22 protein-coding genes are annotated in these 25043 nt (G+C 72.0%); 8 read left to right on the top strand and 14 right to left on the bottom strand.

Annotated features, from left to right (window positions below):
• The first annotated feature begins 28 nt into the window (after positions 1-28).
• The 3 genes from KLO01_RS14335 to KLO01_RS14325 are packed head-to-tail and all read left to right on the top strand — an operon-like array spanning position 29 to position 3437.
• Complete coding sequence (locus tag KLO01_RS14335) at positions 29-1126, top strand: GNAT family N-acetyltransferase (protein WP_186828073.1); 1098 nt, start codon at positions 29-31, stop codon at positions 1124-1126.
• Positions 1123-2091 (top strand): polysaccharide deacetylase family protein, encoded by a 969-nt coding sequence (locus tag KLO01_RS14330; RefSeq protein WP_147066334.1) that lies wholly within the window; start codon positions 1123-1125, stop codon positions 2089-2091. Before KLO01_RS14335 ends, KLO01_RS14330 begins: the two co-directional genes overlap by 4 nt.
• Positions 2088-3437 (top strand): polysaccharide pyruvyl transferase family protein, encoded by a 1350-nt coding sequence (locus tag KLO01_RS14325; RefSeq protein WP_147066332.1) that lies wholly within the window; start codon positions 2088-2090, stop codon positions 3435-3437. Before KLO01_RS14330 ends, KLO01_RS14325 begins: the two co-directional genes overlap by 4 nt.
• Positions 3438-3450: 13 nt before the next feature.
• Here the strand turns inward: KLO01_RS14325 and KLO01_RS14320 are convergent, their stop codons facing one another.
• Genes KLO01_RS14320 through KLO01_RS14300 form a run of 5 tightly spaced genes read right to left on the bottom strand, consistent with a single transcriptional unit; the run spans position 3451 to position 8596 of the window.
• The gene (locus KLO01_RS14320) at positions 3451-4080 is read right to left on the bottom strand and encodes a PIG-L deacetylase family protein (RefSeq protein WP_147066330.1); all 630 of its coding nucleotides are present in this window, start codon (positions 4078-4080) and stop codon (positions 3451-3453) included.
• Positions 4081-4102: 22 nt separating this feature from the next.
• Positions 4103-5446 (bottom strand): glutamate-1-semialdehyde 2,1-aminomutase, encoded by a 1344-nt coding sequence (locus KLO01_RS14315; RefSeq protein WP_147066328.1) that lies wholly within the window; start codon positions 5444-5446, stop codon positions 4103-4105.
• Positions 5443-6291 carry a sugar phosphate nucleotidyltransferase gene (locus KLO01_RS14310; protein WP_147066326.1) on the bottom strand — a complete coding sequence of 283 codons (849 nt, stop codon included), beginning with the start codon at positions 6289-6291 and terminating at the stop codon, positions 5443-5445. Before KLO01_RS14310 ends, KLO01_RS14315 begins: the two co-directional genes overlap by 4 nt.
• A complete protein-coding gene (locus KLO01_RS14305) occupies positions 6288-7562 on the bottom strand; it encodes a class I SAM-dependent methyltransferase (RefSeq protein ID WP_147066324.1) in 1275 nt (424 codons plus the stop codon). The genes KLO01_RS14310 and KLO01_RS14305 overlap by 4 nt, the downstream gene beginning before the upstream one ends.
• Entirely contained in the window at positions 7562-8596 is a 1035-nt protein-coding gene (locus tag KLO01_RS14300) for an NAD-dependent epimerase/dehydratase family protein (RefSeq protein ID WP_147066322.1), read from the bottom strand. Before KLO01_RS14300 ends, KLO01_RS14305 begins: the two co-directional genes overlap by 1 nt.
• 113 nt (positions 8597-8709) lie before the next feature.
• Here KLO01_RS14300 and rfbC point away from each other — a divergent pair, with 113 nt between their 5' ends.
• A complete protein-coding gene (gene rfbC / locus KLO01_RS14295; protein ID WP_147066320.1) occupies positions 8710-9273 on the top strand; it encodes a dTDP-4-dehydrorhamnose 3,5-epimerase in 564 nt (187 codons plus the stop codon).
• Positions 9270-10472, top strand: coding sequence for a methyltransferase C-terminal domain-containing protein (locus KLO01_RS14290; protein ID WP_147066318.1), 1203 nt, complete (start codon positions 9270-9272; stop codon positions 10470-10472). The genes rfbC and KLO01_RS14290 overlap by 4 nt, the downstream gene beginning before the upstream one ends.
• Here KLO01_RS14290 and KLO01_RS14285 read toward each other — a convergent pair.
• The 4 genes from KLO01_RS14285 to KLO01_RS14270 all read right to left on the bottom strand — a co-directional run bounded on the left by KLO01_RS14285 (position 10402) and on the right by KLO01_RS14270 (position 15089).
• Entirely contained in the window at positions 10402-11337 is a 936-nt protein-coding gene (locus KLO01_RS14285; protein WP_147066316.1) for a glycosyltransferase family 2 protein, read from the bottom strand. The two genes, KLO01_RS14290 and KLO01_RS14285, sit on opposite strands and share 71 nt — an antisense overlap.
• A 198-nt stretch (positions 11338-11535) precedes the next feature.
• Complete coding sequence (locus KLO01_RS14280) at positions 11536-13938, bottom strand: polyribonucleotide nucleotidyltransferase (RefSeq protein WP_147066315.1); 2403 nt, start codon at positions 13936-13938, stop codon at positions 11536-11538.
• Positions 13939-14096: 158 nt separating this feature from the next.
• Complete coding sequence (gene rpsO, locus KLO01_RS14275) at positions 14097-14366, bottom strand: 30S ribosomal protein S15 (RefSeq protein WP_147066313.1); 270 nt, start codon at positions 14364-14366, stop codon at positions 14097-14099.
• A gap of 120 nt (positions 14367-14486) precedes the next feature.
• Complete coding sequence (locus KLO01_RS14270; protein WP_246136236.1) at positions 14487-15089, bottom strand: arsenate reductase/protein-tyrosine-phosphatase family protein; 603 nt, start codon at positions 15087-15089, stop codon at positions 14487-14489.
• 121 nt (positions 15090-15210) lie between these two features.
• Here KLO01_RS14270 and KLO01_RS14265 point away from each other — a divergent pair, with 121 nt between their 5' ends.
• On the top strand, positions 15211-16152 hold the full coding sequence (locus KLO01_RS14265; protein WP_147066311.1) for an NAD-dependent epimerase/dehydratase family protein: 942 nt from the start codon (positions 15211-15213) through the stop codon (positions 16150-16152).
• Here KLO01_RS14265 and KLO01_RS14260 read toward each other — a convergent pair.
• The 4 genes from KLO01_RS14260 to KLO01_RS14245 form a co-directional block, all read right to left on the bottom strand.
• Positions 16135-16959 (bottom strand): polysaccharide deacetylase family protein, encoded by an 825-nt coding sequence (locus KLO01_RS14260; RefSeq protein WP_147066308.1) that lies wholly within the window; start codon positions 16957-16959, stop codon positions 16135-16137. The two genes, KLO01_RS14265 and KLO01_RS14260, sit on opposite strands and share 18 nt — an antisense overlap.
• Complete coding sequence (locus tag KLO01_RS14255) at positions 16943-18280, bottom strand: hypothetical protein (RefSeq protein ID WP_147066306.1); 1338 nt, start codon at positions 18278-18280, stop codon at positions 16943-16945. Before KLO01_RS14255 ends, KLO01_RS14260 begins: the two co-directional genes overlap by 17 nt.
• 5 nt (positions 18281-18285) lie before the next feature.
• Positions 18286-19863 (bottom strand): polysaccharide biosynthesis tyrosine autokinase, encoded by a 1578-nt coding sequence (locus tag KLO01_RS14250; protein WP_147066305.1) that lies wholly within the window; start codon positions 19861-19863, stop codon positions 18286-18288.
• Between the two features lie 112 nt (positions 19864-19975).
• Positions 19976-21100, bottom strand: a complete 1125-nt coding sequence (locus KLO01_RS14245) for a glycosyltransferase (protein WP_246136235.1) — start codon at positions 21098-21100, stop codon at positions 19976-19978.
• A gap of 78 nt (positions 21101-21178) precedes the next feature.
• On the opposite strand from KLO01_RS14245, the gene asnB reads away from it, so the two are divergent.
• Both asnB and KLO01_RS14235 read left to right on the top strand, forming a co-directional pair.
• Positions 21179-23089 (top strand): asparagine synthase (glutamine-hydrolyzing), encoded by a 1911-nt coding sequence (gene asnB, locus KLO01_RS14240; RefSeq protein WP_186828072.1) that lies wholly within the window; start codon positions 21179-21181, stop codon positions 23087-23089.
• Positions 23089-24069, top strand: coding sequence for a GNAT family N-acetyltransferase (locus tag KLO01_RS14235; protein ID WP_147066299.1), 981 nt, complete (start codon positions 23089-23091; stop codon positions 24067-24069). Before asnB ends, KLO01_RS14235 begins: the two co-directional genes overlap by 1 nt.
• Here KLO01_RS14235 and KLO01_RS14230 read toward each other — a convergent pair.
• Entirely contained in the window at positions 23968-25035 is a 1068-nt protein-coding gene (locus tag KLO01_RS14230; protein ID WP_147066298.1) for an O-antigen ligase family protein, read from the bottom strand. The two genes, KLO01_RS14235 and KLO01_RS14230, sit on opposite strands and share 102 nt — an antisense overlap.
• Between the last annotated feature and the right edge of the window lie 8 nt (positions 25036-25043).

The following is a 25043-nucleotide window of genomic DNA, read 5'->3' as shown; positions in this document are numbered from 1 at the left end:
GGTCCGCATGATGCGCACGGACCGACGCATGCCCACGTCCACCCGGGTCGTGAGCGACCTCGCCGTGCTCGAGGACGACTGGCGCCGGCTCGAGGGCAGCACCCGGGCGCTCACGGCGTTCCAGACCTGGGAGTGGGTGCAGGCGTGGTGGCAGACGCTGGGCCGTCGCCGCCCGGTCCAGGTCGTCTCGGTCCACCGGGACGGCGAGGTCGTCGCGATGACGGCGCTGCACCCGACCCGGCTCGGAGTCGGCCCGGCGTCGTTCGAGCTCCTCACGCCCCTCGGCCAGGACCATGCGGACGAGGGTCTCCTCGTCCTCGGCGACGCACGCGAGCACGGCTCGGCCCTCCTCGACGCCCTCGGCCCTCTCGTCGAGGGTGGGCGGCGGGGCGTCAACGTCCCCCGGCTGCGCGAGAGTGGTGACGACCACGCCCTCGTCACCGGTCACCCGTGGCGGCAGCGGGTCAGGGTCTCCCAGGAGGGCCGGTCGACCTGCCCGGTGCTCGACCTCGGCGCGCTGGCCGACCCGGAGCGGGAGCTCGCGGCGCGGGCGAAGAAGTGCGACGTGCCCCGGCTGCGGCGGCGGCTCGCCGAGCGCGGCGAGGTCCGCATCGACCTCCACCGGCCCGTGGACCCCGGCTTCGACGAGCTGCTCCGCGTCTACGACCTGCGGTGGGCCGAACGCGCCGGCGAGCAGGGACTGCTGTCGAACGGCCCGGCGCGTGCCTTCGCCCGCGACGCCGTCACCGCCCTCGCCGCTCGTGGTGACGCCTGGCTCTCGACGCTGCACCTCGACGACGAGCCCATCGCCGCCTGCCTGGGGTACCACGTGGGCGAGACGTACTACTACCACAAGCCCGCGTTCGACCCGGCCCACGCGAAGTTCGGTCCGGGGCACATCCTCCTGTCCGAGGTGGCCACCGCCTGCCTCGGCTCCGGGGTGCGGGTGCTCAACTTCGGGCGCGGGACCGACGCCTACAAGGCGCGGTGGGCCACGGGTGCCCACGACGTCGTGTCCTGCTCGCTCACCCCGGCGCGGATGCCCGCCTCGGTCAGCTCTCGGCTCCGGCACGCGGCGATGGCGCTGCGTGTGCGCGAGCACCGTGGAAGGAGCGTCCCCTCGTGACCCACGAGCTCAGCCGCGGCGTCATGCTCATCTCGATCGACACCGAGATGGCGTGGGGTGCGGTCCACCACGGTTCACCGAACCGCTACCACTGGCCCGAGGAGCGTGACGTCCTCCGGTCCCTGCTCGACATCCTCGACGAGTACGACGTGCCTGCGACCTGGGCCACGGTCGGCCACCTCTTCCTCGAGGGGTGCGAGAACGTCGAGGGCGACGTCCACCCCGAGATCGCCCGGCCCGACTACCCGTGGCTGGCCCAGGACTGGTTCGAGGACGACCCGTGCGCCCCCGCCACCGAGGACTCGCGGTGGTACGCACCGGACCTCGTGCGCGAGATCCTCGAGCGACGCACCCGCCACGAGGTCGCCTCGCACGGCTTCTCCCACCTCATCGTCGGGGACCCCGGCTGCTCGGCCGAGGTGTTCGACAGCGAGCTCGCCGCCGCGAGGGCCGCTGCCGAGCCCTACGACGTCGAGCTGCGCTCGTTCGTCTACCCCCGCAACTCGATCGGTCACCAGGACGTGCTGCGGCGCCACGGCTACATCGCCTACCGCGGGGTGCGCCCCGACCTGTTCGGCTCGATCCACGGGCGGCTGCGACCGCTGGCCCGGGTCGGCGACCTCCTCATCCCGACACCGAGGTCGGTGGTGCGGCCCGTCCTCGAGGGTGACCTGTGGAACTTCCCGGCGACCGTGATGTACGGCGCCGACCTGCACCAGGGCCGCGCCCGGCTCTGGCAGTGGCAGCACCGGCGCCGGCTGCGCCACGCCGCCCGGCACGGCGGGCTGTTCCACGTCTGGTTCCACCCCCACAACCTGCAGCCCGACCCCGCGAACGCCCTGCGGGGACTCGAGAGCCTGTGCCGGCTGGCCGCCGAGCTGAGGTCCGAGGGCCGGCTCGAGACGCTGACCTTCGGGGGCCTGGCCGACCTCCTCGGCCACCACGAGAGCGAGCACGCCACATGACCGGTCGGAGCGGTGGACGCCCACCCCGCGTGGCGATCTGGGGGCACTACCACGGTGGGAACCTCGGCGACGAGGTCGTCGTCTCGACCATCGCCGCCAACCTGCGCCGGCGCCTGCCCTCGGTGTCGCTCGTCGGGGTCTCGCAGTCGCCCAGGGACACCGAGGAGCGCCACGGCATGCCGGCGCTCCCGCTGCGCTGGGCGGCGGAGCGGCTCACCAGTGGTGGCCCGCCGCAGCACCCGACCGGGAGCAAGGTCAAGGAGCGCCTCACGAAGCGCTCCGACCACCGGGGTGTTCGCGAGGCACGCCGGCTGGCCGCCCGGGTGCGAGACCTCGGCGCGGAGGCGGCCTTCCTCCGGCGCAGCCTCCAGCGGCTCGACGACATCGACCTCATCGTCGTCGCGGGCAGCGGACCCGTCTCCGACGACTGGCGCGGGCCGTGGAGCCACCCCTACACGATCTTCAAGTGGTCACTCCTCGCCCGGCTCAAGGGGGTGCCGTTCGCCTTCCTCGGGGTGGGCGCCGGACCGATCGACCACCGGCTGTCCCGCTACCTGCTCGCCGGGCCGCTGCGCTGGGCGGCCTTCCGCAGCGTCCGCGACGAGGCCTCGGCCGACCTCGTGCGCGGTCTGGGTGTGCGCGGCCCGATGAGCGTGGTCCCCGACCTCGCCATCAGCCTGCCCGTCCCGGACGGCGGCTGGCCGCGTCCCGGCGCCACCGACGGCCAGGTCCGTGTCGGGCTCAACCCCATCCCCTACATGGACCGCCGATACTGGCCCGCGGTCGACGACGAGAGGTATGCCGCGTACGTCGCCAAGGTCGCGGACTACGCGGAATGGGTCCTCACCGGTGGGCGACGGCTCGTCTTCGTCTACTCGCAGACCGGTGTCGACCCGCTCGTCTGCGACGACGTCCTCGCGCTGCTCGCCGAGCGACTCGACCCCGCGCTGCTGGAGCAGGTGGAGCGGCCCCTCATCGACACCGTCGACGACCTGCTCGAGGCGCTGGCCGGGTGCGACTACGTCGTCGCCGGGCGGTTCCACTGCATCCTGCTGCCCTACCTCATCGGCCGCCCGGCGATCGGCATGTCGTACCACGCGAAGACCGACGCCCTCATGGACTACATGGGCCAGTCCGACCTCTGCTTCGACGTCGACGCCTTCTCGGCCGCCGACCTCGTGTCGGCGTCACAGCGGGTCGAGCAGAGCACCGAGGACATCGGGGACGTCGTGGGCGAGCGACTGCCGGCGCTGCGCGCGACGCTGTCGGACCACTACGAGCACCTCATCGACACGGTCGGCCTCGCCCGCGACGACACCACGCAGCGCGCGTTCTCCGCCACGTGAGGGCGTCGCGACGTCACAGGGTGAGGAGCTCCTTGGCCACCTCGAAGGCCTCGGCGTAGCGGCTGCGGCACTCCATGCCGCGCACCCGCATCATCCCGAGGAACATCTCGTCGTCCCACCAGTCGCGGTGCTGCTGCGACGGGTAGGCCTTGTGGAGCAGCTCGACCTTGCGACGGGCCGTCTCCTCGGGGACGGTGACGTAGTGGGTCAGCTGCCCGAGGTCGCCGTCCCACTTGGGGATCTCGTAGTGCAGCGTGAGGCAGTCGCGCCATGTCGTCGAGACGAGCTCGGCCACGACCCGGTGGTCCTGGTGGGCGTCCTTCAGCCGCGGGGCGAGGATGAGGTCGGGCGAGAGCCCCTGCGCCACGCTCTCGAGGGCCTCCTTGGCCGCACCCCAGTGCGCGGGAAGCCGGCCGTCCGGCAGGTCGAAGGTCACGAGGTCCGCGCCGGGCACGAACAGCTCGGTGGCCGTGCGGGCCTCGTCGACGCGCTGCGGGGAGCCGGTGAGGAGCACGTGGGTGAACGACGTGTCACCACGGGCGGCGAGCTCGAGCAACGTTGCGCCACAACCGATCTCGATGTCATCGGGATGGGCACCGATGCACAGCACCGTGAGCGGGCCCGGCAGGGTCACGCCGATCATGCTCTCGTCCTCCTTCCGGGTGTCAGGCGTGCGGACGGAAGACCGGCTTGACCGACCGACCGCCCATCCAGGGCGAGGGGTCGCCGTCGTCGAGGGCGCGACGGTAGACCTGCGCGGCACGTGCGACGACCTCGACCGTGCGCTCGATGTCCTCGTCCGTGAGGGCGGCGCTCACGACGAACGACGGGGCGAGGATGCCTCCCTCGAGGAGCTGGCGCATGAAGAGCGTGCGGTAGGTCTGCGACGGCGCGCCCGCCTCGTCGAGCGTGGCGAAGACGAGGTTCGAGGACCGGCCGCGCACGAGCACGTGCTCACCCACACCGGCGGCGGCCACCGCCTCCTCGACACCGGCGCGCAGCGTCGTGCCGAGCCGCTCCATCCGTCCGATGACGTCCTCGCGCCGGTAGACCTCCATGACCGCGATCGCGGCCGCGAGCGCGTGGCCCTCGGCGCCGTGGGTGGTCGACAGCAGGAAGGTGCGCTCGTCGTCGTGGTCCAGGCCTCCACGCCGCATGAGCTCGCGCCGGCCGGTCAGCGCGGACACGGCACAGCCGTTGCCGAGCGCCTTGCCGAACGTCGACAGGTCCGGTGTCACGCCGTAGAGGCCCTGGGCCCCGTGCCGCGACCACCGGAAGCCGGTGATCATTTCGTCGAACACGACGAGCGCCCCGTGGCGGTGGGCGAGGTCCACGAGCGCCTGGAGGTAGCCGGCAGGGGGGTCGGCCGCTCCCCCCGCCTCGAGCACGAGCGCGGCAACCTCGCCCCGGTGCTCCTCGAGCATCGCCTCGGCGGCGGCGAGGTCACCGAACGGGAAGGTCGTCGTCAGCCGCGTCACGGCCTCGGGGATGCCCGCCGGCATGGGCGTGGTGCCGATGAACCAGTCGTCGGTGGAGAAGAACGGCTGGTCGCGGCAGATGGCGACGAGGTCACGACCGGTGTGGGCGCGCGCCAGGCGCACCGCCGCGGTCGTCGCGTCGGAGCCGTTCTTGGCGAACTTCACCATGTCGGCGGTGGGCACGGCCTCGAGGAAGGCCTCTGCCGCCTCGAGCTCGATGAGCGCCGGCCGCGCGAAGTTCGTGCCGCGCGCGACCTGTCGGCTCACCGCCTCGACGACGGCCGGGTGCGCGTGACCGAGCGTGACGCTGCGCAGGCCCGAGCCGTACTCGACGAACTCGCGGCCGTCGACGTCCCAGACGTGGGCGCCCAGCCCGCGTGCGATGACGGGTGCCAGGTCCTCGGGGTACTGGTCCGGCCCCTTGGCATAGGTGTGGGCGCCTCCCGGGACGAGCCGGGCGAGCTCGGCCGCGACGCGGGCGGACTCCGAGCCCGTGGCCGCGGCGGGGTGCGCGGGAGGTGCCTGGGTCACGACACCGGTCCCCCGGTGAGGGCGACGTCGGGCATCTCCACGACGACGGGGGCGCTGATCCCGTTGCCGCTCGTGCGCCACAGCGCCCACGGGCTCCTGCCCGTGGCGTACATGGACTCGAGGGCCGTGCGCTCCTTGAGGGTGTCCATCGGGGCCCAGAAGCCGTCGTAGGGCACGGCGAGCATCCGGCCGTCGGCGGAGGCCCGCGTGCAGGCGTCCATGACGAGGTCCTCGTTCTCGTGGAGGTAGTCGAAGATGCCCTGGCGCAGGACGAAGTAGCCACCGTTGATCCGCATCGGCATCTCGGCCACGGCCTCGAGACCGGTGATGTGGTTGGTCGGGTCGATGTGCACGACGTGGAAGGAGTCCTGGGGCTTGACCGCGAGGAGCGTGCCGACGGCGTCGGTGGCCTTGAAGTCGGCGACGATCGAGTCGAGCGGTGCGTCGGTGAGCACGTCGCCGTAGTTCGCCAGGAAGAACTCGTCGCCGTCGAGGTGGCTGCGGACCCGCCTCAGCCGCTCGCCGATCGGGGTGTTGATGCCGGTGTCGACGAAGGTGATCCGCCAGTCGGAGATGTCGGTCTCGAGGAGCTCGACCTCGGAGCCGCCCATCCGCAGGACGAAGTCGTTGGACTCGGTCTCGCGGTAGTTGAGGAAGTAGTCCTTGACGGCCTTGGCGCCGAAGCCGAGGCAGAGGATGAACTCGGTGTGCCCGAAGTGCGCGTAGTAGCGCATGACGTGCCACAGCACCGGGCGGCTCCCGATGGGGGTCATCGGCTTGGGCAGGGACTCAGCTCCGGTGCGCATCCGCATCCCGAGCCCTCCGCAGAACAGGACCACTTTCATCTCGCTGCCACCACCTCGGTGTCGATGACGTCGTCGGGCTGGTCGAGGATCTCGAGCGAGGGCAGCGGGACGACGAGGCGCCCTCCCCACTCACTGACGTAGCGCAGCTGCGCCGAGATCTCGGTCCGGAGGTTCCACGGCAGGATGAGGACGAAGTCCGGCCTCGCCTCGGCGAGGGCCTCGACGGGTCGCACCGGGATGTGCGTCCCGGGCAGGAACCGGCCGTGCTTGTAGGGGTTGCGGTCGACGGCGAACTGCAGCAGGTCGGACCGGATCCCGCAGTGGTTGAGCAGGGTGTTGCCCTTGCCCGGGGCGCCGTAGGCGGCGACGGTGCGTCCGGCGCGGGACTGCTCGACGAGGAAGGAGACGAGGTCGTTGCGGACCGTGGCGACCTTGGCCGCGAACCCGCGGTGCCCCTCGACGGTGTGCAGCCCGGCGGCGGCCTCGGCGGCGAGGACGCGGGCGACGGCCTCGGAGGGCGGCCCGGCCACCTCGATCGGCCTGGACCAGGTGCGCAGCGACCCGCCGTGGGTGCCGAGCTCCTCGACGTCGACGACCCTGAGCCCGGCGCTCGCGAGGACCCGCTGGGTCGTCAGCAGCGACAGGTAGGAGAAGTGCTCGTGGTAGATCGTGTCGTACTCGTTGCCCTCGATGAGCCGCAGCAGGTGCGGGATCTCGATGCTCACGACACCCTCGGGGCCGAGCATCGCGCGCAGCCCCTTGGAGAAGTCGACGATGTCGGGCACGTGCGCGAAGACGTTGTTGGCGACGACGAGGTCGGCCGGCCCGTGCTGCGCCGCGACCTTCTGGCCGGTGACCTCCCCGAGGAAGGTCACCTCGGTGGGGACACCCTTGGCGAGCGCCGCCTCGGCGACGTTGGCCGCCGGCTCGATGCCCAGGCACCGGATGCCGCGCGCCACGGCGTGCTGGAGCAGGTAGCCGTCGTTGCTCGCGACCTCGACGATGAACGAGTCCTCGCCGAGCCCGAGCCGCTCGACCGCGGTGTCGACGAACCTGCCGGCGTGCGCCACCCAGCTCTCGCTGTAGGAGGAGAAGTAGGCGTAGTCGTCGAAGATCTCCTCCGCCGGGATGTATGCCGGCAGCTGGACGAGCAGGCAGTCGTGGCACACCCGCACGTGGAGCGGATAGAACACCTCGCCCTGGTCGATCTCGTCGGCCCTGAGGAAGCTCTCGCAGGGCGGCGACATCCCGAGGTCGACGAAGGTCGTGTCGAGGACGGTGCCGCAGAGCCGGCACACGGGCGCGGACATCAGCGTCGCTCCAGGCTGAGCATGCGCAGGTCGGAGTCCATCCGTTCCTCGCCCATGAGCTGGTTGATCCTCGCCAGGCGCACGAACCGTGGCCCCTCGAACTGCTCCGCGGTGAGGCCATTGGCCGCCATGTCGCGGGCGAGCTCGTCGATCCCGTCGAGGATCGTCCAGCGGGGGACGAACCCCGGCAGCTGCTCGGTGATCTTGGTGAAGTCGACGCGGTAGTCGCGGGCGTCCGGCCCGGCACCCTCGGCGAACGTCACGGGCACCGCGAGCCGCTCGGAGACCTCGGTGGCGATGGTGCGGACCTGGACGACGTCCTCGTCCCGACCGACGTTGAAGGCCTGGTCGTGGACCGCCTCGCGGGGGGCGTCGAGGACGGTGAGGAACGCGTTCGAGATGTCGGCGACGTGCACGAGCGGACGCCACGGCGTCCCGTCGGACTGGAGCCGGACCTCGCCTCGCGTGAAGGCGGTGCCGGTGAGGTTGTTGACGACGATGTCGGCGCGCAGCCGGGGCGAGGAGCCGTATGCCGTCGCGTTGCGCAGGTAGGTGGGGCTGAACGTCCCGTCGGCCAGCTCGCCGATGCCCTCCTCGGCCATGACCTTGCTCTCGCCGTAGGGCGTCACCGGGTTGAACGCCGAGTCCTCCGCCACCGGTGCGTCACCGGCGGCGCCGTAGAGCGAGCACGAGGACGAGAAGAGGAACCTCGGCACACCGGCTGCCTTGGCGACCCTGGCCATGTGGACGGCGCCGTGCGCGTTGACCGAGTACGTCGCCTCCGGGTTGAGGTGGCCGATCGGGTCGTTCGAGATCGCGGCGAGGTGGATCACCGCATCGAACCCCTCGAGGTCCTCGGGGGTGGCATCCCGGATGTCACCCACCCGTTGCTCGTACCCCTCCACCGGGGCACCGAAGTCGCACCCGGCATACCAGTCGGCATCGAGACCGACGACCTCGTGACCTGCGGCCCGGAGCTTCGGCACCATGACCGCACCGACGTAACCGCGATCCCCCGTGACAAGACAGCGCATCAGCGACCCCTTTCCTGTCGTCATGATCGCGCAGCCGCTGAGCCGGCACAGGCGTTTCGACGAACTGCCACGCACCGGCCGACGACGGTCTACCCTGCGCTGCAGGAGGTGCCATGAAGGTCTCGCAGACGTCGGTCACGGGCTGCCTGCTGTTCACCCCGACCCCGGTCAGCGACGAGCGCGGCTTCTTCAGCCGGACGTTCGACGTCGAGGTCGCCAGGGCCGCCGGGCTCGACCCGTACGCCTTCGTCCAGGACAGCCAGAGCCGCTCCCTCCGCGGGGTGGTGAGGGGCCTGCACGTGCGGCGCGGCCGTGGTGAGGCCAAGCTCGTGCGGTGCCCGTGGGGGGCGATCTTCGACGTCGTCGTGGACCTGCGCGAGGACAGCCCCACGTTCGGGCAGTGGCAGTCCTTCGACCTCACCGGGGACAACCAGCAGTCCGTCTACATCCCTGCCGGCTGCGCGCACGGCTTCCAGGCGCTCACCGAGCCGGCGGACACGGCATACCGGATCGACCGCGAGCACGACCCCACCGAGGCGGCGACGTTCGCGCACGACGACCCCGTCCTCGCGATCCCGTGGCCACTGCCGGTCACGGTGATGTCGCAGGCCGACCGGACGGCGCCGACGCTCGCCGAAGCCGGCATCACGCTGCCCGACGACGCGGCGCGACGGTGACCGCTCACGGGGGCTGCCGTTCGTGCCGCAGCGAGGCGCTCGTCGAGGTGATGGACCTCGGGCTCGTCCCACCCTCGGACGCGTTCCCCGACGCCGACGACCCCGGCCCCGACCCTGCGTCGGGACTGCGGCTCGTGGTCTGCAGCGCGTGCCTGCTGCTCCAGCTCGGACCGACCGCACCGAGCGCACCCGAGACGCCGATCGCGGTCGACTCGCAGACCGCCCTCGACCACGCGAGGGCCTCCGTCGCGCGGCTCGTCGAGGACGAGGGCATCGCCCCCGGGGCCCGGTTCGCGGCCTACGACAGCGGCCACGGGTGCTCGTGGGCGCCGTTCCTGCAGGAGGCCGGGCTCGAGGAGGCCGACGCCACCGGCGCGGGTGACGTGGACGTCCTCGTCGACGTCCACCACCTCATGCACGACGAGGACCTCGACGCCGTCGTCGGGCGCCATGCGGCCCGGCTCGCCCCCGGTGGAGTCCTCGTCGCCGAGGTCTTCCACGGCCGCCCGCTCGTGACCCGCACGCTCGTCGACACGATCCGGCACGGCCACTTCACCTACCTCACGCTGCTCGCCGCCGAGCCGCTGCTCGCGCGGCACGGTCTCGTCGTCACCCGGGCTCAGGAGGTGCCCTCCTACGGCGGCTCGCTCCTGCTCACTGCCCGTCGCGCCTCCGAGGACCCCGTCGTGGACCCGGGCGTCGCCGAGGTCCGCGAGGGCGAGCGGCGCGACGGGCTCGCCGACGTCGCCGCGCTCCAGGGCTTCGGCACCCGGGGTCGCGTCGTCGCCCGGGCCTTCCGGGAGCACCTTGAGGACCTGCGCGACCGAGGCCGCACCGTCGCGGGCTACGGCGCCCCTTCCAAGGCGCCGGTGCTTCTCGCCCTCGCCCGGGTCGACCGCGACCTCCTCCCCTTCACCTGCGACCTCTCCCCCGCCAAGACCGGAAGGCGGATCGCGGGGACGTCGGTCCCCATCCGCTCGGTCGACGACCTCCTCGCCGCCCGGCCGAGCGACGTCGTCCTGCTCACCTGGGACCTCGTCGACGAGGTGTCGGCCCAGCTCGCGGCACGCAGCGCCGGCACGGGGTGGGCGCCGCGCATCTACGTCCCCCTCCCCGAGCCTCGTGAGGTCAGCCTGCCGACCTGGCCCGGGGACCGGAACGCCCTGCGGCAGAACGCCCCTCACGAGCAAGCCCCTTGAGCCGCCGCTTGGTGCGGGCGAGCGCGGCCCGGCCCTCGCGGTAGCCCCACGCACCGGCATACGTCGCCGAGACCGCGAGCCGCGTGGTGCCGGGATGGTCCGAGCCGGCGAGGGCCCGCGCGGTCCGTGCCCCCAGACGGGTCGCGGCGAACCGTTCGGCGCCCGGCTTGTGCGGGGTGTACCAGGCGGCCGACTGGCCCGTGCTCGACCCGACGTGGAAGCGACGGAAGAACAGCTCCTCGGGCACCTCGTGGACCTCGCCGAGGGCGGCCAGCTCCATGAACAGCGGCACGTCACCCGAGACGTGCGCCCGTTCGAGGCCCGTGCGCCGCAGCTGGTCGAGCCGGATGACGCCGTACAGCGGGTTGAGCAGGTCCCACCGCAGCGCCGCCGCTGCGACGCGGGCGCTCGCGCTCGGCTGGCGGAGGTCGAGTCCGTCGACGTAGTGCCTCACGACCTCCCCTTCGTCGTCGATGAGGACGGTCCGGGGGTAGGCGAGCACGGTGCCGCTGCCCGACCGGTCGAGCTCGCGCACGCACGCGCTCAGCAGCGTCGGGTGGAGCAGGTCGTCGTAGGCGACCCACCGGAACAGCTCACCGCGCGCGAGCTCGACGACGCGGTTGAAGTTGCCGGCCACGCCGATGTTGGTCTCGTTGCGGTACAACCGGATTCGCGGATCGCGGGCGGCGTACTCGGTGCAGATCTGCCACGTGTCGTCGGTCGATCCGTTGTCGCTGACGATGAGCTCGAAGTCCGTGAGGTCCTGGGCGAGCACCGAGTCGAGCGCGGCCCGCAGGTAGCGCTGGGCGTTGTAGACCGGCATCCCCAGGCTGACCCGGGGCGCTCCCGGCTGCTCCTGCTCCATGGCGGCCCTCCCGTCAGCGGCCGACGTCTCGACCTCCCGCACCACGGTAGGACTCCCGGCCCGCCCACGACCGGCGTTTGGCTGACTCCGCGGTCCTTGCGGACGGCAGCGACATGCCCGGGTGAGCCGTCCCGGAACGCCGACGGGGCGGCATACCGAGAAGGTATGCCGCCCCGTCGCCTGACGTGGGTACGTCGGTCACTCGTCGCCGGAGGCGTCTCCCGCGTCCGAGCGCTGACCGCGACCACGGCCACCACGGCGGCGGCTGCGCTGGCGACGCTCGCCGCGCTCCTCGCCACCCTCGGTGGACTCGCCCGACTCGTCGGAGTCGGTGTCGTTGTCCTGGTCGGCCGACGGGGCGTCGACGTCCGCGTCGTCGTCGGAGGCGGGGGCGTCGTCGCTCTGCGCGTCACCCTCACCCTCGGCGAGCACCGCAGCGAGCGAGAGCTTGCCGCGCGGGTCGATCTCCTTGAGCTCGACCTGGACCTTCTGGCCCACCGCGAGGACGTCCTCGACCGCGTCGATCCGCTTGCCACCGACGAGCTTGCGCACCTCGGAGATGTGGAGCAGACCGTCCTTGCCCGGGAGCAGGGAGATGAACGCGCCGAAGGTCGTCGTCTTGACGACGGTCCCCAGGAAGCGCTCGCCGATCTCGGGCATCTGCGGGTTGGCGATCGCGTTGATCGCCGCACGCGCAGCCTCGGCCGACGGGCCGTCGGTCGCACCGATGTAGATCGTGCCGTCGTCCTCGATCGAGATCTGGGCGCCGGTGTCGTCCTGGATCTGGTTGATCATCTTGCCCTTCGGGCCGATGACCTCACCGATCTTGTCGACGGGGACCGTCACCGCGATGACGCGTGGAGCGAAGGGGCTCATCTCGTCGGGCGCGTCGATGGCCTCGTTCATGACGTCGAGGATGTGCAGGCGGGCCTCACGGGCCTGCGTGAGCGCGCCACCGAGCACGTCGGCGGGGATGCCGTCGAGCTTGGTGTCGAGCTGGATGGCCGTGACGAACTCGCGCGTACCGGCGACCTTGAAGTCCATGTCGCCGAACGCGTCCTCGGCACCGAGGATGTCGGTGAGCGCGGCGTACTGCGTCTTGCCGTCGACCTCGGCGGTGACGAGGCCCATCGCGATGCCGGCGACCGGGGCGCGCAGCGGCACACCGGCGTTGAGCAGCGACAGGGTCGAGGCGCAGACCGAGCCCATGGACGTCGAGCCGTTGGAGCCGAGAGCCTCGGACACCTGGCGGATCGCGTAGGGGAACTCCTCGCGGGTCGGCAGGACCGGCATGAGCGCACGCTCGGCGAGCGCTCCGTGGCCGATCTCGCGACGCTTCGGCGAACCCACTCGACCGGTCTCACCGGTGGAGTAGGGCGGGAAGTTGTAGTTGTGCATGTAGCGCTTGCGCGTCACGGGCGACAGCGTGTCGAGCTGCTGCTCCATGCGGAGCATGTTGAGCGTCGTGACACCCATGATCTGGGTCTCGCCACGCTCGAAGATCGCCGAGCCGTGCACGCGCGGCAGGACCTCGACCTCGGCGCTGAGCGCGCGGATGTCGGCGAGGCCACGGCCGTCGATGCGGACCTTGTCGGTGATGATGCGCTCGCGGATGAGCTTCTTCTGCACGGCGCGGTAGGCGGCGGACAGCTCCTTCTCGCGACCCTCGAACTGGCCGGCGAGCGACTCCTTCATGGAGTCCTTGATCTCGTCGAGACGGTCCTCGCGCTCCTGCTTGCCCGCGATCTGCAGGGCGGCAGCGGCGTCGGAGCCCACGTGGGCCTCGACGGCGGCGTAGGCGTCGTCCTCGTAGTCGAGGAAGACCGGGAACTCCTGGACCGGCTTGGCCGCCTTGGCGGCGAGCTCGGCCTGGGCCTCGCAGAGGACCTTGATGAACTTCTTGGAGGCCTCGAGGCCCTCGGCGACGACGTCCTCGGTGGGGGCCGTCTTGCCCTCGTTCTTGACGAGGTTCCAGGTGCTGTCGGTGGCCTCGGCCTCGACCATCATGATCGCGACGTCGTCACCCGCGACACGGCCGGCGACGACCATGTCGAACGTGGAGCGCTCCACGTCGGAGAACTGCGGGAAGGCGACCCACTGGTCGTCGATGAGCGACAGGCGGGTGGCGCCGATCGGGCCCGAGAACGGCAGACCGGAGATCTGCGTCGAGGCGGACGCGGCGTTGATCGCGAGCACGTCGTACTGCGCGTCGGGGTTGAGCGCCAGCACCGAGATGACGACCTGGACCTCGTTGCGCAGACCCTTCTTGAAGGTCGGGCGCAGCGGGCGGTCGATGAGACGGCAGGTGAGGATCGCCTCGGTGGACGGGCGGCCCTCACGACGGAAGAACGAGCCGGGGATCTTGCCCGCGGCATACATGCGCTCTTCGACGTCGACGGTCAGGGGGAAGAAGTCGAAACCCTCGCGAGGGGACTTCCCTGCAGTGGTGGTGGAGAGGAGCATCGTGTCCTCGTCCAGGTATGCGGCGACGGCGCCGCCGGCCTGCTTGGCCAGGCGTCCGGTCTCGAACCGGACGGTGCGGGTGCCGAACGAGCCGTTGTCGATGGTGGCTTCGGCGAAAGTGATCTCAGGACCCTCCATGGGTCCTCCTTTTCTGTCAGTCCAACGAACCTCGTGCATCGTCGTTGTGCACGGGCGGTCTTCTGGTGGTGCGGTCCAGCTATGAAGTTGTGGTCCTACACATCCGAAAGAGCGGCCCTCCAGGAGTGGAGAGCCGCTCCGACGGAGATCCGGGGGCGTCAGCGACGCAGGCCGAGGCGCTTGATCAGCGAGCGGTAGCGCTCGATGTCGATGCTCTCCAGGTAGCGGAGGAGGCGACGGCGGCGGCCGACGAGGAGCAGCAGGCCTCGACGGCTGTGGTGGTCGTGCTTGTGCTCACGGCTGTGCTCGGTGAGGTCGAGGATGCGCTGGGTGAGGAGCGCGATCTGGACCTCGGGGGAGCCGGTGTCGCCCTCGGTCGTGGCGTACTCGGACATGATCTTCTGCTTGACGTCTGCGTCCAAAGGCATGGGCGACTGACTCCTTCTCGTACGGTTGCGCGGCGCTCCCGGGCTGGTTCACCGGGGCTCTATGGATCCGCGGCCGATTCTCACGGCGGGACAAGGCTACCCGAGGCGGTCGGAACCGCCCTAATCGGCGACGGGGGTCTCGCCGGCGGCCTCCGGCCTGCGGAGGTGGGGCACGAGGATGTGCAGGGCGTCGTCGATGACCTGACTCGCGGCCCGCGCCGCGGCGGCGCCCCGGCCGTAGGGGTCCTCGACGTCCCAGACGATCGAGTTGGGCGGTGCGTACTCGAAGGCGAAGGCGGTGACGTCGTCCTGCGGCGAGGGCGGCGTGAGGCGCATCGTCTCGGCGAACTGGAGCAGGCCGAAGACCTTGGCGTCGTGCTCGGGCCACTCGTCGTAGATCCGCATCTGGTGCGAGAACTCCATGACGAGCACGAGGTCGGCCCAGGCGAGGTCGTCGCCGTCGAGCCGCTTGCTCACGTGACCGAGGTGGTCGGCGCCGTGCTCCTTGAGGATCTTGACCATCTCGAGGTCCAGACCGCGTCCCGGCGAGCCCGGGATGCCCGCCCCGGCAGCCACGAGCCGGCCGGGCTCCGCGAGGTGGGTCGCCCGCCGCGCGGCGTAGGGCGACCGGGCGATGTTGGCCGCGCAGACGAAGAGCACGCGGAACGCGCCGTCGCCCGTGTCCACCGCCCTCGCGTCCACCGCCTTCGACCGCATGCCCATGGGCTTCACCGTAGACCCGGGACGGGAGTTCCCAAGGCGGCCCGGAGACACTGTGCCCGCTGCTAGCCTCCGAAGGGCCGGCGTGCAGTCGCCCGGTCGTGCGAGCGGAGGGCGATCCACGATGAAGGTTCTCGTGACCGGCGGGGCCGGCTTCATCGGCGCGAACCTGTGCCGTGAGCTGCTGTCCCGCGACGAGGTCGACGGCGTGGCCGTGCTCGACGACCTGTCGAGCGGCTTCGCGTCCAACCTCGACGGTGTCGACGTCGAGCTCACCGAGGGCACGATCCTCGACCCCGCGACGCTCGACGCCGTGTGCCGGGATGTCGACGCCGTGGTCCACCTCGGCGCCCGCCCGTCGGTGCCGCGCTCGGTCAAGGACCCCGTGGCCTCGCACCACGCCAACGCGACGGGCACCCTCGAGGTGCTCCAGGCCGCGCGCCGGGCCGGCGACCTGCCCGTCGTCGTCGCGTCGTCGTCGTCGGTCTACGGCGCCAACCCCGAGCTGCCCAAGCACGAGGGCCTGCGGACGATGCCGATCTCGCCCTACGCCGTGAGCAAGCAGGCGACCGAGTCGTATGCCGTGGCCTTCGCCCACGCGTACGGCCTCCCGACGCTGGCGTTCCGGTTCTTCAACGTCTACGGGCCGCTCCAGGCGGCCGGGCACGCGTATGCCGCGGTCATCCCGTCGTTCGTCGACGCGGCGATGCGCGGTGAACCGCTGACGATCCACGGCGACGGGGAGCAGTCCCGCGACTTCACCTACGTGGGCACGGTGACGCGGGTGCTCGCCGACGCGGCCCTGCACCGCGTCACCGACCTCGAGCCGGTCAACCTCGCGTTCGGCACCCGCACCACCCTCAACGAGCTCGTCGGTGAGCTCGCCGAGGTGCTCGGCCACGACGTCCGTGTCGAGCACGTCGAGCCGCGGGTCGGTGACGTCCGCGACTCGCAGGCGGCCAACGACCGGCTACGGGCCCACTTCCCCGACGTCGCGCCGACCAGCCTGCGCGACGGGCTGACGCAGACCGTCGCGTGGTTCAGGGCGTCAGGCGCGTACGCCTAGCGCCTTGGCGGCGGACACCGTCGTGGCGTAGGCCCGCTCGGGCACGAGCCGCCCGGTGAGCTTGGCCGCGAAGAACTCGTCGGGGTCGGTGCGGCGCACCGGGACGCGTCGCAGCCGCATCCGGTCGCAGTCGGGCGCGTTGCGGCCGAGCTCGCCCGTGGAGGCGCTGCGGAAGCGCTCCCTCAGTGCGCGCTCCATGGCCGGCACGGCGATCCCCCACGGGTAGGTGAAGTGCCGGGGCCGCACCCCCAGGGCCGCCTCGGCGGCCGACGAGCAGGCGTCGAGCTCGTGCTCGGTGAGCTCCTCGGGGCGCACGTGGCGGTGGGTGTGGTTGCCGACCGTGCACAGGCCCGAGGCGAGCATCTCCTCGAGCTGGCGCCACGACAGCCCCCGGCCGGGCGCGCCCCTGGCCGTCGAGTGCTCCCAGCGCATCGTCTCGCCCATGAACCCGGTCGCGAGATAGATGGTGAAGGGCAGCCCGTGCTCGCGCAGGAGCGGCCAGGCGTTGTCGAACACGTCGGTGAAGCCGTCGTCGAACGTCAGCACGACGCTGTGCCGCTCGTCGCCCGCGTCGAGGCGGTCGAGCGCGGCGTCGAGGCTCAGGACGTCGTGTCCCTCGAGCAGGGCGACCTGCCGGGTGAAGCTGTCGGTCGCGAGGTCGAGCTCGTCTCCGGTGTCCCCGCCCACCCGGTGGTAGATGAGCAGGGTCGCCCCGCTGGCGGGTGCGCCGCGGTCGAGCCGAGCCAGCCCGCTCTTGACCCTCCCCCGCACACCGAAGGAGGCGGCCTGCTCACTCGGCGGTGACACGGAACCTCCGCCGGGCGACCTTGGGCACGTCGCGGTGCACGCGTGGCAGGGCGAGCAGGACGACGAGCAGCGGGAGCATGAGCACGCGCTGCCGGGCGAGGATCCCGAAGTTGCCGATGCTCGAGAACCCCCAGCAGAAGATGAGGACGTAGGAGACGACGAAGACGAGGTAGGGGTTGCGCCGCAGGGTGCTCGGGAGCTGGCGCAGCTGGGCGCGCTGTCGGTAGAACAGGACCATGAGGGCCAGACCCTCCATGCTCTGGACGAGGAGCTGGACGTTGTTGGCCTCGAACGGGAACGGGCGGAACACGACCGTCACGAGGGCCACGGGCCACGCCAGGGGTGACAGGGCCGGTGTCGCGGTGAACGACGACCCGCCTTGGGTGGCGTTCTCGCCGCGCTCCTGGAGCTGGTCGCTGATCGACCCCACGGAGAGGTCGTCGATGCCGAGGAATGCCGCCGACTGGCTGGCGAGCAGCACCGCCCCGAGCGCGAGGACCGCGAACCCCGCCGTCTTGGACAGGATGCTCGTCGCGTGCCCGGACGAGGGGCGGAACAGCTGGGCGATGGTCAGGGCGCCGAAGAGCATGAGCGCGATGTGCGGCCGCACGATGGCGGTCCCGAAGGCCCCGGCCACGAGCAGCGGGATGGCGTCGGTCCGGCCGGCGAAGAACCGCGCGACGCCCAGGGACGTGACACCGACGAAGAGCATGAGCCAGGACTCCTTGCCGATGCTCGAGGGCCAGTAGAGGATCGAGGGCAGGAGGAAGACGAGCAGCGCGTAGCGCCGGGCGTCGCCGCCGGGGAAGGCCGTGCGGAAGGCTCGGTAGCAGAGGTAGACGCCCCAGAAGGCCGCCGACCCGAAGACGAAGAAGGCCGCGAGCGGCGAGGGTCCGATGACGGTGTAGACGGCCGTCGTCGTGAGCTCCATCCACTGCGTGCCCTCGAGCGGGATCGAGCTGATGTCGAGGTCGCCGGCCCGCCACCGGAGGTACTTGAACGCGGCGTACTGGTTGTAGCGCTCCGCGTCCGAGGTCCCGCCGTAGACGACGTAGGTGACGAAGTAGCGGGCGAGGATGCCGACGAGCTTGGCGAGGAACCCGGCCATGATGACGCGCCGCACCCAGGGGTCGGCCTCGCGCTTGAGGACCGACGAGAGGACGAGCAGGTCGACGAGGACGACGATCGGGATGACGACCATCGCCCCCCAGATGTTGTAGCTGCCGGTGTCGAGCGCCCAGACGAACACCGCTCCGGCCACGGCACCGGCCACCAACCCCAGGGCGACCGTCCCCACCCGGATCGCGCCGTGGTGCTGCACGGCGCTCAGCCGGTGGCTCGGTTGGCCCGCGGGCTGCGGGCCCCGGACCCGGGCACTGCTGCGGACCGGGGACCGCTCGACCCGTGGGTGTCGATGTCGGAGGACTGTCCGTCCTCGTCGGCCGCCGGGTCGAACGCGCCCCGCTGCGCCCGGTGGTCCACGGGCTTCTCGGAGCGGCGCCGGCCGGACTCGCCGTAGCCGTAGCCGTAGCCGTAGCCGTGACCGCGCGACCGGGAGGTGCCGATGAGGAGCACGCCGCTCACCGGGACCCGGAAGCGGCCGAGCAGCTCGGAGACCCGGTTGCCCGAGGTCTCGGACAGGCGGCCGCTGCGGACGACGAGCATGATCGTGTCGACGAGCGGCAGGAGGTCGAAGACCTCGCTCGCCGCGAGCAGCGGTGCGCTGTCGACGATGACGACGTCGGCGAGCTGGCGGGTCCCCTCCTGCAGGGCCACCATCCGGCTGGCCAGCGACGTCGGGTGCTCGAGCTGGGTGCCGGCCGTGATGATCTTGACGCCGGGGAGGTTGGTCGGCCGCACGAGGTTGGAGAGCGGGCCGAAGTCGGGGTCGGTGAGGTAGTCGGAGATCCCGGCGCCCTGCGGCACGTCGAAGACGTTGTGGGTGTCCGGCGAGCGGAGGTCGGCGTCGAGGACGAGGACGCTCTTGCCGGACTCGGCGAACGACGCCGCGAGGTTGCCGACGCTGGTCGTCTTGCCGTCACCGGGGTTCGCCGACGTGACGAGCACCCATGGCGTGTGGTTGGTGCGAGTCCCCCGCCGCTCGCGCGGTGACATGTCGGACGGCTTCGCCGACCGGCCGAGGGTGTGCGAGATCGCGGTGCGGGCTGCGCGGTAGCCGTCGGCGAACGGGCTGAGCGGCTCGGTGACGACGAGCGTCCCGGCCGAGGCCCGCTGGCCCCTCGCGAGCTTGGGCACCTCCGCGATGATCGGCAGCCCGAGAGCCTCCTGGATCTCCTCGCGCGAGCGCATCCGGGAGTCGAGGCGGTTGAGGACGAGGGCGATGGCCAGACCGAGCAGGAGCCCGAGCCCTGCGGCCAGACCGGTGCGTTGCGGGCGACCCGGCGGGATGAGCGTGCCCTTGTGGGCCTCTGCGACCGGGATCCCCCGCTGGAGGATCGAGAGCCGGGTCCCGGCGGCCTCGGGGCGCGTCCCGGAGAAGAAGGCGACCGCCTCGTCGGCAAAGGTGTTGACGATGAGGCCCGCTCGCTTGGAGTCGGTGTTGCTGCTCGTGATCGTCAGCGCCATCGCCTCGGAGTCCTGGCCGACGTCGATGCGGCCCGCGAGCTCGGTGGGCTGACCGACGAAGCCGACCTTCTTGGCGACACGCACCGGCACCACGCCGGTGGTGACATAGAGGGCGATGCGGCCCAGTGGGAGGCTCGGTGGCAGCTGGGGGTTCTCCGAGCTCGCCGCCAGCAGCGTCGCCGTCGCCGTGTAGGACGTCACCGGCCCCTGGGCGTGCGCAGGCGTGAGCACCCACGTGAGCGTGGCAGCCGCCAGGATCGTCGCGACGATGAGCGCGCCGTAGTGCCTGAAGACAATGAGATAGTCGCGCAGCGTCAACGGGTCTCCTCACCCCTGGGTTCGGAAACTCCGCGACGACGCCACGTGTTTCCTTGACCTGTGGCGATCGTAGCCATTCGTCACTCGCGGCACAGGCGGTTCGCGGACCTCGTCAGGAAGCCGCGAGGACGGCATACACGTCCTGCTGCCTCGTGAGGGCCGTGCGGATGTCGAACCGCGAGGATCCCGCGCGCGCTCCGCGGGACAGGACGGCCCTGAGCCCGGGGTCGCCGGCGACCCGGAGCATCGCGGCCGCGAGCGCCTTCGGGTCGCGGGACGGGACGAGGAAGCCGTTCTGGCCGTCGACCACGGCCTCGGCCACCCCGCCGACGTCGGTCGCGACGACGGGCAGCCCGGCGGCCAGGGCCTCCATGACCGCCACCGGGAGTCCCTCGTGCGCGGAGCCGAGCACGAAGAGGTCGACGGCGCGCATGAGGTCGGGCACGTCGTCGCGGAAGCCGAGCAGGACGAACTGGTCCCCGAGCCCGAGCGCGGCGTGCAGCTCACGGACCTCGTGCTCCAGGGGGCCCTGGCCCACCGCGAGCACCGTGAGGTGGGGATCGGCCGCACAGGCGGTCGCCGCCGCACGCAGCAGGTTCGGGTAGTCCTTCTCGGTGCGGAAGTTGGCCACGGTGAGCGCCGCCACGGTGTCCGGGCGCAGGCTCAGGGCGGTGCGCACCGCGTCGCGCGACTCCCCCGTCCGCTCGAACGACTCGTGGTTGATGCCGTGGACGAGGACCTCGCTGTGGCGCGACGCCCGCGGCGTCATCGACCTGCGGACCTCGTCCGAGACCGCGAACCGGTGGTCGTCCAGGCCGGACGTGAGCCGGTTGAGCCAGCGTGTCGGCGTGGAGAAGCTGCGCCACACGTTGTGCTCGGTCGTCACGACCTTGGGTCGGGCTCCCGTGGGGAGGGTGCGCGCGAGCAGCCTCACGACCCCGGCGAGCAGGGGCGAGTGGGCGTGCACGATGTCGACGTCCCTCAGCCGGCGCCGCAGGCGCAGCGGCCAGAGGCGGGCGCCGCCGACGCCGGTCGCCAGGCAGGTCGCCGGCACGCCGCTCGCCGCGAGCTTGGCCACGAGGTGCTGCTTGTCCGCCCGCACGTAGGCGACCGAGTAGGCGAACCGCTCGTCGCGGGCGACCTCGGCGGCAGAGACGAGCAGCTGCTCGGCTCCCCCGGGACCCAGCCCCTTGATGAGCCACAGCACGCGCACGGCTGGGGGCAATTCGTCGGACACGGCCCCATTGAACACGAACGGACCTACGATCCGAGGTGTCATCCGGCAATCGGTGGCGCGGCGACGGGAGGCCCTGCCGTGTGCGGAATCGTGGGCATCCTCGGTGCCCGGAACCAGTCGGCGGGGCCGCTGGTCGAGCGCATGGTCGAGGCAGTCGTGCACCGCGGACCCGACGGCGACGGCGTGTGGAGCGACGAGGACCGCGGCGTCGGTCTCGGCCACAGCCGCCTGGCGATCGTCGACCTCTCTCCCACCGGCGCCCAGCCCATGACGTCGCACGACGGCCGCTGGGTCCTGGTCCTCAACGGCGAGATCTACGACCACGCAGATCACCGAGAACGCCTGTCGCACAGGGGTGTTCACCTGCGGGGCACGTCGGACACGGAGGTGCTGCTCGAGCTCGTCGCCCTCGACGGTGTCGAGTCCGCGCTGCGGTCGGTGGACGGGATGTTCGCCATCGGCGTCTGGGACCGCGACACCCGCGAGTTCACGCTGGCCCGGGACCGGCTGGGCGAGAAGCCCCTGCTCTACGGACGCGTCGGGCCCCTCTTCGCCTTCGCCTCCGAGCTCGGGGCGCTGCGGCTCCTGCCCGGGGCACCGACGAGCCCGGACCCCGAAGCCCTCACCGAGTACCTCCGGCTCGGCTACGTCCCCGCTCCCCTGTCGATCCTTCCCGGGGTCCGCAAGCTCCCGCCAGGGAGCCTGCTCACCGTCGACGCCGCCGGCCAGGCCGGTGAGCCCGTGGCGTACTGGTCGCTCGCGGACGCGAGCCGCTCGGGGCTGGGCGACCCCCTCGTCGGCGACGACGCCGAGCTCACCGACCACCTCGACGAGGCCCTGCGGACGTCCGTGCGACGACGGCTCGTGGCCGACGTCCCGGTGGGCGCCTTCCTCTCGGGCGGGGTCGACTCCTCGGTCGTCGCCGCCGTCGCCCAGGCGGTGAGCTCCGGGCCGGTGCGCACCTTCACCGTGGCCGTCGGCGGCACGAACGACGAGTCGGGGCACGCCGCCAAGATCGCCGCCCACCTCGGCACCGACCACACCACGCTCCCCCTGCCCGAGCTCGACGCCCTCACGCTGGCCGAGCGCGTGGCCGCGACCTACGACGAGCCGTTCGCCGACCCCTCGGCCGTCCCGACCACCGTCCTGTGCGCCGCCGCGCGGGAGCACGTCACCGTGTGCCTCAGCGGCGACGGCGCCGACGAGCTGTTCGGCGGCTACAACCGGCACCGGGTCGCGACCGGCACCCTCAGCCGCGTACGCGCCCTCCCGTCGCCGGTCCGACGAGGGATCGCGCACGGCATACGTCGGGTTCCGGTGACGCGGTGGGACGCCCTCGCGACGCGCGCAGGCATGAGCACACCGGACGTGGGCACCAAGGCGCACAAGCTCGCCCACGCGGTGCGCGCCGACTCGGTCACGGACGCGTATGCCGCCCTCGCGACGATGTGGGTCCCGTCCAGCCTCATGCTGGCCCCGTCACCCGCGCTGCTGCCGCGCTCCGTGCCGTCCGCGCACGACGCGCTCGCCGAGCTCCTCCTCACCGAGCAGCAGGTCATGCTCCCCGACAACATGCTCGTCAAGGTCGACCGCGCGAGCATGGCCGTGGCCCTCGAGGTGCGCGTCCCGTTCCTCGACCACCGGCTCGTCGAGCTGTCCTGGCGGTTGCCGGCCACGAGCAAGATCCGCGGCGGACAGGGCAAGTGGATCGAGCGCGACCTGCTCGACCGCTACGTCCCGCGCGAGCTCTGGGACCGGCCCAAGGTCGGCTTCGACCCGCCCCTCGCGCAGTGGCTCCGGGGACCGCTGCGGGAGTGGGCCTGTGACCTCCTCGCACCCGAGCGGCTGCGCCGGCAGGGGCTCATCCGCCCCGAGCCGGTGACCCGGGCGCTCGAGTCCCACCTCGCCGGGCGCGAGAACCACGACTACCGGCTGTGGACGGTCCTCATGATGCAGTCCTGGCTCGACCTCACGGGATGGACGACCTGATGGGTGACATGAAGGGCGGAGGTGTGGAGGTCCGCCGGGCGCAGGCCTCCGACGACGCCGCGGTGCTCGGGCTCCTGCGCGAGACGATGGGCTGGGACGCGGGCGGGCACGACGAGGACTTCTTCTGGTGGAAGCACCGGCTCAACCCGTTCGGCGAGTCCCCCGCGTGGGTGGCGCTGTTCGACGGGCAGGTCGTCGGCTACCGCACGTTCCTGCGCTGGACCTTCCTCGACGACGACGGCAAGCCGCTGCGCTGCGTGCGTGCCGTCGACACCGTGACGCACCCCGACCACCGAGGCCGGGGGATCTTCCGCCTGCTCACCCTCGAGGCCGTCGCCGACCTCACCCGCGAGGGCGACGCGTGGATCTTCAACACGCCCAACGACCAGAGCCGTCCCGGCTACCTCAAGATGGGCTGGACCGTGAGCCGCCGCCTGCCGGTGGGTGTCATGCCGCGACGGGTGGGTTCGGCCGCGGTGATGCTCCGGGCCCGCGAGGCCGCCGACCTCTGGTCGCAGGAGACCACTGCCGGACGACCCGCCGCGGAGGCGCTCGTGGACGACGCCGTCGTCACGGGCCTGCTGCTTCATGCGCCCACGACCGGTGTGCGGACCCAGCGCTCGCCCGAGTACCTGCGGTGGCGCACGTCGTTCGGCCCCCTGCACTACCGGGTCGTCCTCGCCTCCGAGTCAGACCCCTCGCGTGGTGGTCTCGTGTTCCGGGTCCGTCGGCGGGGTCGGGCCCTCGAGGCGGCGATCATCGAGGAGCTCGTCCCGGACTCGGTCACCGCGATCCGTCTCGTGCGGCGGGTGCTCGCCGAGTCGGGCGCCGACTACGCCATCGGGCTCCCGCGCCGGCGCCGGCCCGGGCTGCTGCCGCTACCCGGGCAGGGACCGATCCTCACGTCGCGACCACTCGCCCGGACCCCTCCCTCGCCCGGCGACTGGTCGCTCGCCCTCGGCGACGTCGAGCTGTTCTGACCGCGCCGGGGCACCGGCCACCCCGACGACGATTCCGAGGAGCAGCAGCAGCGGCGCGAACTCGAGCAGGTGGTCGATCTGCGCGTGCACGGTGAACGCGGCGACCGCGGACGAGCCGATGGTGGCGGCCGCGGCGCCGCGGTGTGAAGCCCATGCCAGCGTCGTCCCGGTGAGCAGCGCCAGCAGGACGACCCCGGGCCACCCCGTCTCGGCACCGACCTGGAGCACCGCCGAGTGGGCCGCTCCGAGGTCGACGTCGGTGCTCAACGAGCTCACCTCGGCCAGGTGGCCCGGGCCGACGCCGACGAGCGGATGGGACGTGGCGCCCGACAGGGCGTCGCGCCACAACGTGTGCCGCGCGGTGGAGAGTGCGGCCTCGAGTCCGCTGGGCCACTCGTCGGTCCGCGCCAGCCAGACGACCGCGATTGCCGCGGCGCCGGAGACGAGACCGGCCACGAGCGGAGCGCGGCGGGACGACGCGGTGCTGGGCGCCTCGGCGCGGCGCGCGGCCGACCCACGACCGGCGGCCCACCAGAGGACCGGGACGAGCGCGACGGCGAGCGCCGTCGCCGCGGTCGACCGGCTCAGGGCGAGGACGACGAACGCCGCCGCGACCGCCCCCATGAGGACCCACCGGCGGTTCGGTCGCACCCGGACGAGCAGCAGCCCGGACAGGGCCATGGCCTGGATGGCCAGCGCGGCGTTGGCGTTGGCGTAGCCCAGGGGCAGTCCGGTCACCCCCGGCGAGACCAGCGTCGCGACGAGCAGCAGCGCCACGAGGGCGACGACGCCCATGGCCACGTGCGCCGTCGGGACCGCCCGCGACACGACGTCGCCGAGGACGACACCGCCCCCGAGCGCGAGGGTGCTGAGGACGTAGGGCGACGAGACGGGGAGGAGCTCACCGTGGGCGGCCGCCGCGAGCACCGCCCAGACCAGCCAGAGGGCGAGCGCGACGATTGCCACGACTTCGA

The sequence above is a fragment of the Knoellia locipacati genome, assembly GCF_007992835.1.
GTDB lineage: Bacteria > Actinomycetota > Actinomycetes > Actinomycetales > Dermatophilaceae > Knoellia > Knoellia locipacati.
The sequence above is the reverse complement of the archived record's forward strand: the minus strand, read 5'-3'. Positions and strand labels throughout refer to the sequence as shown.

Excerpts from the sequence above, each read along its gene's own strand:
- KLO01_RS14285 (WP_147066316.1), bottom strand. The coding sequence starts at position 11,337 with ATGGAGCAGGAGCAGCCGGGAGCGCCCCGGGTCAGCCTGGGGATGCCG.
- KLO01_RS14310 (WP_147066326.1), bottom strand. The coding sequence starts at position 6,291 with ATGAAAGTGGTCCTGTTCTGCGGAGGGCTCGGGATGCGGATGCGCACC.
- KLO01_RS14270 (WP_246136236.1), bottom strand. The coding sequence starts at position 15,089 with ATGGGCATGCGGTCGAAGGCGGTGGACGCGAGGGCGGTGGACACGGGC.
- KLO01_RS14320 (WP_147066330.1), bottom strand. The coding sequence starts at position 4,080 with ATGATCGGCGTGACCCTGCCGGGCCCGCTCACGGTGCTGTGCATCGGT.
- rpsO (WP_147066313.1), bottom strand. The coding sequence starts at position 14,366 with ATGCCTTTGGACGCAGACGTCAAGCAGAAGATCATGTCCGAGTACGCC.
- KLO01_RS14280 (WP_147066315.1), bottom strand. The coding sequence starts at position 13,938 with ATGGAGGGTCCTGAGATCACTTTCGCCGAAGCCACCATCGACAACGGC.
- KLO01_RS14300 (WP_147066322.1), bottom strand. The coding sequence starts at position 8,596 with ATGCGCTGTCTTGTCACGGGGGATCGCGGTTACGTCGGTGCGGTCATG.
- rfbC (WP_147066320.1), top strand. The coding sequence starts at position 8,710 with ATGAAGGTCTCGCAGACGTCGGTCACGGGCTGCCTGCTGTTCACCCCG.
- KLO01_RS14335 (WP_186828073.1), top strand. The coding sequence starts at position 29 with ATGCCCACGTCCACCCGGGTCGTGAGCGACCTCGCCGTGCTCGAGGAC.
- KLO01_RS14265 (WP_147066311.1), top strand. The coding sequence starts at position 15,211 with ATGAAGGTTCTCGTGACCGGCGGGGCCGGCTTCATCGGCGCGAACCTG.
- KLO01_RS14305 (WP_147066324.1), bottom strand. The coding sequence starts at position 7,562 with ATGTCCGCGCCCGTGTGCCGGCTCTGCGGCACCGTCCTCGACACGACC.
- KLO01_RS14235 (WP_147066299.1), top strand. The coding sequence starts at position 23,089 with ATGGGTGACATGAAGGGCGGAGGTGTGGAGGTCCGCCGGGCGCAGGCC.
- KLO01_RS14325 (WP_147066332.1), top strand. The coding sequence starts at position 2,088 with ATGACCGGTCGGAGCGGTGGACGCCCACCCCGCGTGGCGATCTGGGGG.